Origin of the sequence: Anoxybacillus sp., assembly GCF_036834105.1 — a bacterium.
In the GTDB taxonomy this organism is placed as follows: Bacteria; Bacillota; Bacilli; order Bacillales; family Anoxybacillaceae; genus Anoxybacillus.
Genome location: NZ_DAITON010000090.1, coordinates 2,030 through 9,679 on the forward strand (window position 1 = coordinate 2,030; position 7,650 = coordinate 9,679).

Annotated in this window: 11 protein-coding genes; 7 read left to right on the forward strand and 4 right to left on the reverse strand. The window is 41.9% G+C overall.

The window, feature by feature from the left end:
* Positions 1 to 106 precede the first annotated feature (106 nt).
* The 3 genes from motB to pssA all read right to left on the reverse strand — a co-directional run bounded on the left by motB (position 107) and on the right by pssA (position 2,319).
* On the reverse strand, positions 107 to 862 hold the full coding sequence (gene motB / locus V7Z64_RS09370; protein WP_297987717.1) for a flagellar motor protein MotB: 756 nt from the start codon (positions 860 to 862) through the stop codon (positions 107 to 109).
* A complete protein-coding gene (motA, locus tag V7Z64_RS09375; protein ID WP_003393834.1) occupies positions 846 to 1,646 on the reverse strand; it encodes a flagellar motor stator protein MotA in 801 nt (266 codons plus the stop codon). Before motA ends, motB begins: the two co-directional genes overlap by 17 nt.
* Before the next feature lie 133 nt (positions 1,647 to 1,779).
* Entirely contained in the window at positions 1,780 to 2,319 is a 540-nt protein-coding gene (pssA, locus tag V7Z64_RS09380; protein ID WP_003393837.1) for a CDP-diacylglycerol--serine O-phosphatidyltransferase, read from the reverse strand.
* Positions 2,320 to 2,445: 126 nt separating this feature from the next.
* Between pssA and V7Z64_RS09385 the strand changes: the two genes are divergently transcribed.
* Positions 2,446 to 3,240, forward strand: a complete 795-nt coding sequence (locus tag V7Z64_RS09385; RefSeq protein ID WP_297987722.1) for a phosphatidylserine decarboxylase — start codon at positions 2,446 to 2,448, stop codon at positions 3,238 to 3,240.
* A 10-nt stretch (positions 3,241 to 3,250) separates the two neighbouring features.
* Here the strand turns inward: V7Z64_RS09385 and V7Z64_RS09390 are convergent, their stop codons facing one another.
* Entirely contained in the window at positions 3,251 to 3,391 is a 141-nt protein-coding gene (locus V7Z64_RS09390; protein WP_003393842.1) for a sporulation histidine kinase inhibitor Sda, read from the reverse strand.
* Positions 3,392 to 3,672: 281 nt separating this feature from the next.
* Here V7Z64_RS09390 and V7Z64_RS09395 point away from each other — a divergent pair, with 281 nt between their 5' ends.
* Genes V7Z64_RS09395 through yqeK form a run of 6 tightly spaced genes read left to right on the forward strand, consistent with a single transcriptional unit; the run spans position 3,673 to position 7,569 of the window.
* Positions 3,673 to 4,185, forward strand: coding sequence for a YqeG family HAD IIIA-type phosphatase (locus V7Z64_RS09395; protein WP_297987725.1), 513 nt, complete (start codon positions 3,673 to 3,675; stop codon positions 4,183 to 4,185).
* Between the two features lie 5 nt (positions 4,186 to 4,190).
* Complete coding sequence (yqeH, locus tag V7Z64_RS09400; protein ID WP_297987727.1) at positions 4,191 to 5,294, forward strand: ribosome biogenesis GTPase YqeH; 1,104 nt, start codon at positions 4,191 to 4,193, stop codon at positions 5,292 to 5,294.
* Between the two features lie 18 nt (positions 5,295 to 5,312).
* Positions 5,313 to 6,137, forward strand: coding sequence for a shikimate dehydrogenase (aroE, locus tag V7Z64_RS09405; protein ID WP_297987729.1), 825 nt, complete (start codon positions 5,313 to 5,315; stop codon positions 6,135 to 6,137).
* Positions 6,131 to 6,424, forward strand: coding sequence for a ribosome assembly RNA-binding protein YhbY (gene yhbY / locus V7Z64_RS09410; protein ID WP_297987732.1), 294 nt, complete (start codon positions 6,131 to 6,133; stop codon positions 6,422 to 6,424). Before aroE ends, yhbY begins: the two co-directional genes overlap by 7 nt.
* 10 nt (positions 6,425 to 6,434) lie before the next feature.
* Positions 6,435 to 7,001, forward strand: a complete 567-nt coding sequence (locus V7Z64_RS09415) for a nicotinate-nucleotide adenylyltransferase (protein WP_297987733.1) — start codon at positions 6,435 to 6,437, stop codon at positions 6,999 to 7,001.
* A complete protein-coding gene (gene yqeK / locus V7Z64_RS09420) occupies positions 6,991 to 7,569 on the forward strand; it encodes a bis(5'-nucleosyl)-tetraphosphatase (symmetrical) YqeK (RefSeq protein WP_297987735.1) in 579 nt (192 codons plus the stop codon). The genes V7Z64_RS09415 and yqeK overlap by 11 nt, the downstream gene beginning before the upstream one ends.
* Positions 7,570 to 7,650: the final 81 nt, after the last annotated feature.

The window sequence follows — 7,650 nt, forward strand, 5'->3', positions numbered from 1 at the left end:
TTGACGCTTGTTTATTCGATTGCGAAGCCGAAAAAAACAAATATTCGTTATCCAAATGGCGATATATTGACAGGATGAACAAAAGCGAGGGAGCGTCCCCTCGCTTTTATTGTGCCGGTTCTTGCGGCATAATTAAAATTTCTACCCGTCGGTTTTTCGCTCGTCCTTCAGCTGTTGCGTTAGATGCGATCGGTTTAAATTCACCGTATCCTTTTGCGCTAAATAGTTGCGGGTCTAATTTTGTATTTTCAAGCAATAGTTTCATAAAGTTGACGGCGCGCATGACGCTCAATTCCCAGTTTGAAGCAAACTTTGCATTGTTGATTGGCACGTTGTCTGTATGTCCACTAATGACAATGTTGCGCGGTGGGTTCATGACGAGCAAATTCGATATTTTTTTAGCGACATCGCGATATTGCGGTTTAATATCGGCGCTACCGGAATCGAACAAGACGTCGTTCGCGATCGTGACAAGTAGCCCCTCTTCTGTCATGGCGACAGATAGTTCTCCGCTTAATTGATTCGTTTTTACATATTCGTTAAATTTACTTTGAATCTTTTTTAGTTCCTCGTATTCTTCTTTTGAAATTTTTACATACGGCTTTTGACTCGGAGAATCTTTAATGACCGAATCCATTTCTTCGCGTTCAATCGGACTTAAATATTGCAGCGCTCCTGTGCCGCCTGTAAACACGCTATTAAAGGCGCGAGCAATTTGCATAAACTTTTTTGAGTCAATTTGACTGCTGGCAAACAATACGATAAACAAAGCTAACAGCAACGTCAGTAAGTCGGCGTACGGAATTAACCAGCTCTCATCGACATGTTCCTCATGATGATGCTTTTTATGCTTTTTCGCCATTATTTTGAGCTCCTTGTCCTAAAAGTTTTTGACGCTCGCTCATCGGCAAGTAAGAAGCTAGTTTTTGTTCAATCGCCCGCGGTGCTTGTCCTTCAATGATAGAGAGCACCCCTTCAATCATCACTTGCCGCACTTTAATCTCCTCTTTCGATTTCCGCTTCAATTTGTTCGCAAACGGATGCCAAAGCACGTATCCGGTGAAAATACCCATAAGCGTTGCGACGAACGCCGCACTAATCGCATGACCGAGACGTTCAATATCAGACATATCTTGTAAGGCCGCAATCAACCCAACGACGGCACCAAGTACCCCAAGTGTAGGAGCATACGTTCCTGCTTGTGTGAAAATAGTTGCATTTGCGAGATGGCGTTCTTCCATCGCTTCAATTTCTTCAGTCATCACATCGCGAATAAATTCTTGTGACTGTCCATCAATAGCTAAACTTAATCCGTTGCGCAAAAATGGGTCATCAATTTCGGCGACTTTCGCTTCTAGCGCTAACAACCCTTCGCGGCGAGCGATGTTCGCCCACTCAACGAAAAGTGGAATCAATTCTTCAATTTTTGGCGTTTTCGACTCTTTAAAAATGACCCCGAATAGCTTTGGGACTTTCGAAATTTCTTTCGTTGGAAAGGCAATGGTTACTGCGGCCGCTGTCCCTAATAAAATGATTAAAATCGCCGCAGGGTTAACGAGCACAGCTGGGCTAACTCCTTTAAACACCATTCCGACACCGACTGCGATAATGCCAAGAATGAGCCCAATTAAGGACGTACGGTCCATGATATCACCTCTAGTTGTAGAATGAAAAATAAATCCAAGTTTATCATATAATTTATCCGAATGTTTGAAAAGGGAAATTTGTACGAAAAAAACCCTTGAAGTGGAAACCTTCAAGGGACGTCTAATATAATCGTTACATTTTCTTCAGTTTAAACGAGCCGACCATTAAAAGAGAAAGCGTAAAAATAATAAAAATGAAGACGTAAGGTGGGAAATAGTGAATCGTCAAATAACTAAGCGTCAATAAGCAACCTGCCGCAGTAATCGGCAAACCGGTAAAATAACCGTTACTTTCAGTAATGTTAAATCTTGCAAGGCGAAATGCTCCGCAACCGATATAAAAAATCGTGAAGAACGAACCAGGTGCGCCAAATTCGTGCAATAAACCTTGATAAAGTAATAGTGCAGGTGCTACTCCAAATGATATAATATCACTCATTGAGTCCAACTGTTTGCCTAGGTCGGATTCGATGTTCATTTTCCGAGCGACCGTTCCATCGAAGCGGTCGGCAAGTGCTGCTAGAAAAATGAATAATACCGATACGTTAAGCTGTCCTTTTACTGCAAATAAAATGGCGAAGCCACCTAAGCTTAAGTTTGTTAACGTCAATACGTTCGCCGTATGCGCTTTAAGCTTTTTAATGGTATGATCAATATAATCGGATAAAAACATAAGTGTCCACTCCTTTATTTGAAATCGTGCCGACCCACTTGCCAAACATATTACTCGGTTACTAATATTTTATTGATAATAAGCAAACTAGTAAAGGATAATCTTTACTTCAGGGGGGAAACGCTCATGAAATGGCTATATCGCCTGTTAATCGAACTGACCAATCGACGAATGACATCTAAATGGCTCGCTTCGTTTACAAGTTCAAAGTGGAGTCGCTTCATTATTCCATCTTATGCGAAAGTATATAAAGTCAATGAAGAAGAGATGGAAAAAAAACTGCATGAATATGAAACGTTACAACAACTGTTCATCCGTACGTTGAAAGAAGGACTTCGCCCAATCGATGAACATCCAAATAGCGTCGTCAGCCCTGTGGACGCAGTTGTTGAAGATGTTGGCATCATTACGGATCAAAAAGAAATCATCGTCAAAGGGAAGACGTACTCTATACGTGAAATGCTTGGCGATGATCGCATCGCTGAAAAGTATTTGCACGGTACGTTTATTATTTTGTATTTAAGTCCGAGCCATTATCATCGCATTCATAGCCCAATATGTGGGGAAGTTGTGAAGCAATGGGCGCTCGGAGGGAAGTCATACCCTGTAAACCGCCTTGGGTTGAAATATGGCAAGGATCCACTTTCTAAAAATTACAGAAGAATTACGGAACTGTGTACAAATGGTATGCATACGGCCATTGTGAAAGTCGGAGCGATGTTTGTAAATAGCATTGAGCTAACGCACGAACATGATTACGTCAAAAAAGGAGAAGAAATCGGATATTTTTCGTTCGGTTCAACGGTTGTGTTGTTATTTGAAAAAGGAGCGTTTACACTAGATGAGCAAATTGTTCCGCCGTTAGAAGTTAAAGTGGGACAACGGCTCGGGCTCCTTGGTCTAAAAGAAAAAAGCGAGTGAGAGCCCGAACTTATGATGACTGCTTTAGCTTATGGTGAAGACGACGACGGACAATTTCGCGTTCGATTAGTTGAATAAACTCTGGGCTCAGTTGCAATTCTTTCGCTTTGTAGTATGATTCAATTAACAAGTCGTCAGGTAAACATTTCATTTTTTTCGCCTCCTTACGTATATGTGAATGAAGGTATACATATAATGGTAGGTTTATCTTCACTTTACCATAAATTAAAAACAAGAACAATCGTTCTGATTATCCACATGTAATCGTGGATAAGTTGTGGATGTTTTGTTTATAACATGGGGAGAAAGTTGAAAAATAAGTGTGGAATATGTGTATAAAGTTATCCACAAGTTGTGAAAATGGTCGGATTTTGTCGAAAAATTTTACAATTTGTTTATTTATGTAAAAAATGAAAAAAGGAATGAGCAAAGATGTTAAAATATTTTTTGCCGAATGAACATGCAAAAAGCATTTTTGAAATTACCCCGGAGCGACTGAAGCAAAAAGGAATAAAAGGAATTATTACGGATTTAGACAATACGTTAATTGAATGGGATCGTCCGCTTGCGACGCCAGACGTTGTTCGATGGTTCGAGCAAATGAAACAAAGCGGCATTCAAGTGACGGTCGTATCCAATAATAATAAAAAACGAGTAGAAGCGTTCGCTAAACCGCTTGGCATCCCATTTATTTTCGAAGCGCGCAAGCCGTTGACGCGAGCGTTTCAACAAGCGTTGCGGGACATGAAGTTGAAAAAAGAAGAGGTTGTCGTGATCGGCGACCAGCTTCTTACCGATGTATTTGGCGGCAACCGTCTCGGATTACATACGATTTTAGTCGTTCCTGTTGCGCAAACAGACGGCTTTTTTACCCGTATTAACCGAAACATTGAAAGAAAAATTTTAAATATGATGCGAAAAAAAGGTATGATTCATTGGGAGTGATCGAAATGAGTGAACAAGTCATTTGTATCGGATGTGGAGTAACGATTCAAACAGAAGATGAAAAGAAAATTGGGTATGCACCCCCTTCAGCGCTCGAGTGCGATCCGATTATTTGTCAACGTTGCTTTCGTTTAAAACATTACAACGAAGTGCAAGACGTGTCGTTGACGGATGATGATTTTTTAAATATTTTAAACGGCATCGGACAAGCGGACGGATTGGTCGTGAAAATTGTTGATATTTTTGATTTTAACGGTAGTTGGCTGCCGGGGTTACATCGATTTGTCGGCAAAAAAGACGTGCTGCTTGTCGGCAACAAAGTCGATTTATTGCCAAAGTCGGTTAAACATGAAAAAGTGACGCGATGGATGAAACAGGCGGCACGGGAGCTCGGACTACAGCCGCGCGACGTCTTTTTAGTAAGCGCTAATAAAGGTTATGGCATAAAAGAAGTGATGGCAGCGATTGATGAGTATCGTAACGGCAAAGACGTATATGTTGTCGGTTGTACGAATGTTGGAAAATCAACATTTATTAATCGCATCATTAAAGAGGCGACGGGGAGAGGAAACGTCATTACGACGTCGTATTTCTCGGGAACAACGCTCGATATGATTGAAATTCCGCTCGATGACGGATCAGCGCTTTACGATACACCGGGCATTATTAATCACCATCAAATGGCTCATTTTGTCGACAAAAAAGATTTAAAGATCATTACACCGAAAAAAGAAATAAAGCCGAAAGTGTATCAATTAAACGAACAACAAACGCTCTTTTTCGGGGGGCTGGCTCGGTTAGATTACGTCCAGGGGGGGAGACGCCCATTTGTATGTTATATGTCAAATGAGTTATTTATTCATCGGACGAAGCGAGAACATGCCGATGAGTTATATGAAAAACATTTAGGCGAGCTGTTGCAGCCACCGCGCAAAAGTTACTGTGAGCAATTGCCGCCGCTCGTTGCCCACCATTTTATGTTAAAAGAACCGAAGACGGATATCGTTTTTTCAGGTCTTGGTTGGGTGACATGTCATGAGCCGGGCGCTCACGTTATCGCTTACGCACCGAAAGGCGTTGGCGTCATGTTGCGCAAGTCGCTCATTTAATGCAAGGGGGAGAGGAGTTTGAAATTATTTGCGCTCATTGGTTGTCCTGTACATCATTCGCTATCGCCGCTCATGCATAACGATGCATTTCAATCGCTCGGCATTCATGCGCATTATCACGCCTTTCACGTCGAGCCGCACATGTTAAAAGAGGCGGTACAAGGGTTAAAAGCGTTGCAGTGTGCAGGATTGAACGTGACAATTCCGCATAAAACGGCGGTAATGGAATATGTCGATGAATTAGATGAAACCGCAAAACAAATGGGTGCGGTCAATACGATCGTCAATGAAAACGGCAAATGGATTGGTTATAATACAGATGGTGAAGGATTTGTCCGAGCACTATGCGAGCAAATGAACGTCGAATTGTCAGGTGCGCGCATTTTGCTTGTCGGTGCAGGTGGAGCAGCGCGCGGCATTTATTTCTCTCTTCTTAAACATCGTGTCGCCGCTGTCGATGTATGTAATCGAACAGTCAAAAAAGCAGAGGCGTTTGTTGTCCAACAATCATCTGTATATTCGCTTGAAGAAGCAGAAGAGCGGGTAGGGGAGTACGATATCATTATTAACACGACGTCTGTCGGCATGTATCCGCATGTCGATGCGACGCCGCTGTCCCTTCGGCATGTAAAAAAAGATACGATCGTAAGCGACATTATTTATAATCCGCTCATGACGAAATGGCTGCAAGAAGCGAAAGAAAAAGGTGCGCGCGTGCAAAACGGCGTCGGCATGTTCGTTTATCAAGGTGCGCTCGCGTTTGAAAAATGGACAGGTATATTCCCGAATACGAAACGAATGGAACAACTTGTCATACAACAGTTAGGAGGAAAAACATGTTAACAGGAAAACAAAAACGATTTTTACGTTCTTTAGCCCATCATTTAACGCCGATTTTCCAAGTAGGAAAAAGTGGCGTAAATGACAATATGATTAAACAAATTGCTGATGCGCTTGAAGCGCGAGAGCTAATTAAAGTGAGCGTATTAAAAAACTGCGAAGAAGAGAAGGAAGTTGTTGCTGAGCAATTAGCGAAGGGCGCGGGGGCGGAAATCGTCCAATTGATCGGCCATACGATCGTGTTATATAAAGAATCACGTGAACATAAACAAATTGTATTGCCAACATAGGAGAGACGAAGTGAAAAGAGTGGGCATTTTAGGTGGGACGTTTGATCCGCCTCATTACGGACATTTATTAATTGCAGACGATGTCCGAACAGAGCTAAAGCTAGATGAAGTATGGTTTATGCCAAACTACATTCCGCCGCATAAAGAAAATAAGGTGACAGATCATACGCATCGCGTCAATATGCTTTATGCGGCGATTGGCGATGAACCGCACTTTCGCGTGGAAACGATTGAATTAGAACGAAAAGAGCGATCATATACGTACGATACGGTCGTCTTGTTAAAGGAACGGCATCCCAATACAACGTTTTACTTTATCATTGGTGGGGATATGGTCGAATATTTACCGCATTGGTATCGTATTGATGAACTCGTTCAACTCGTGCAATTTGTCGGTGTAAAACGTCCGGGTTATTCGCTTCGTACGACATATCCGATCATTGAAGTGGACGTTCCAACGTTTGCCGTTTCTTCTTCGCTCATCCGTGAACGTATTCAACATCGGAAAAGTGTCGCGTACTTGTTACCGAAAGCCGTTCAATTATATATAAAGGAGAATCGGTTGTATGAAACGTGAAGAGGCGTTAGCGATCGTGCGCAAGCAATTAAAAGAGCAACGGTATATTCATACATTAGGCGTCATGGAAACAGCGGTCGAGCTGGCTGCATTGTACGGAGCGGATGTTCAACAGGCAGAATTAGCTGCCATTTTTCATGATTATGCGAAGTTCCGCTCAAAGGAGGAAATGAAGCACATCATCATCGAGCAACAAATGCCGCAAGATTTATTGATGTACAGCCCAGAATTGTGGCATGCGCCTGTCGGAGCGTATTTAGTTCAAACGGAAGTTGGCATTCAAGATGAACACATTTTGAATGCCATTCGTTATCACACATCGGGGCGCCCAAATATGACGTTGCTTGAAAAAATTGTATATATTGCGGATTATATTGAGCCGAATCGTTCATTTCCAGGCGTTGACGATGTGCGGGCGCTGGCAAGGGAACATATCGATCGCGCCCTTTTGCGCGCGCTGCAAAATACGATTCGATTTTTAATGGGAAAAAATGAGCCGATTTACCCTGATACGTTTCATACGTATAATGATATCGCGAAAAAGTTAAAGGGGGTTGGAAACAGTTAAAATAAATTCATAAAATTATTTAAAACTCTATATGCAATTTATAAAATTTATGACATCATTGCATATAGAGGTGATATAAAT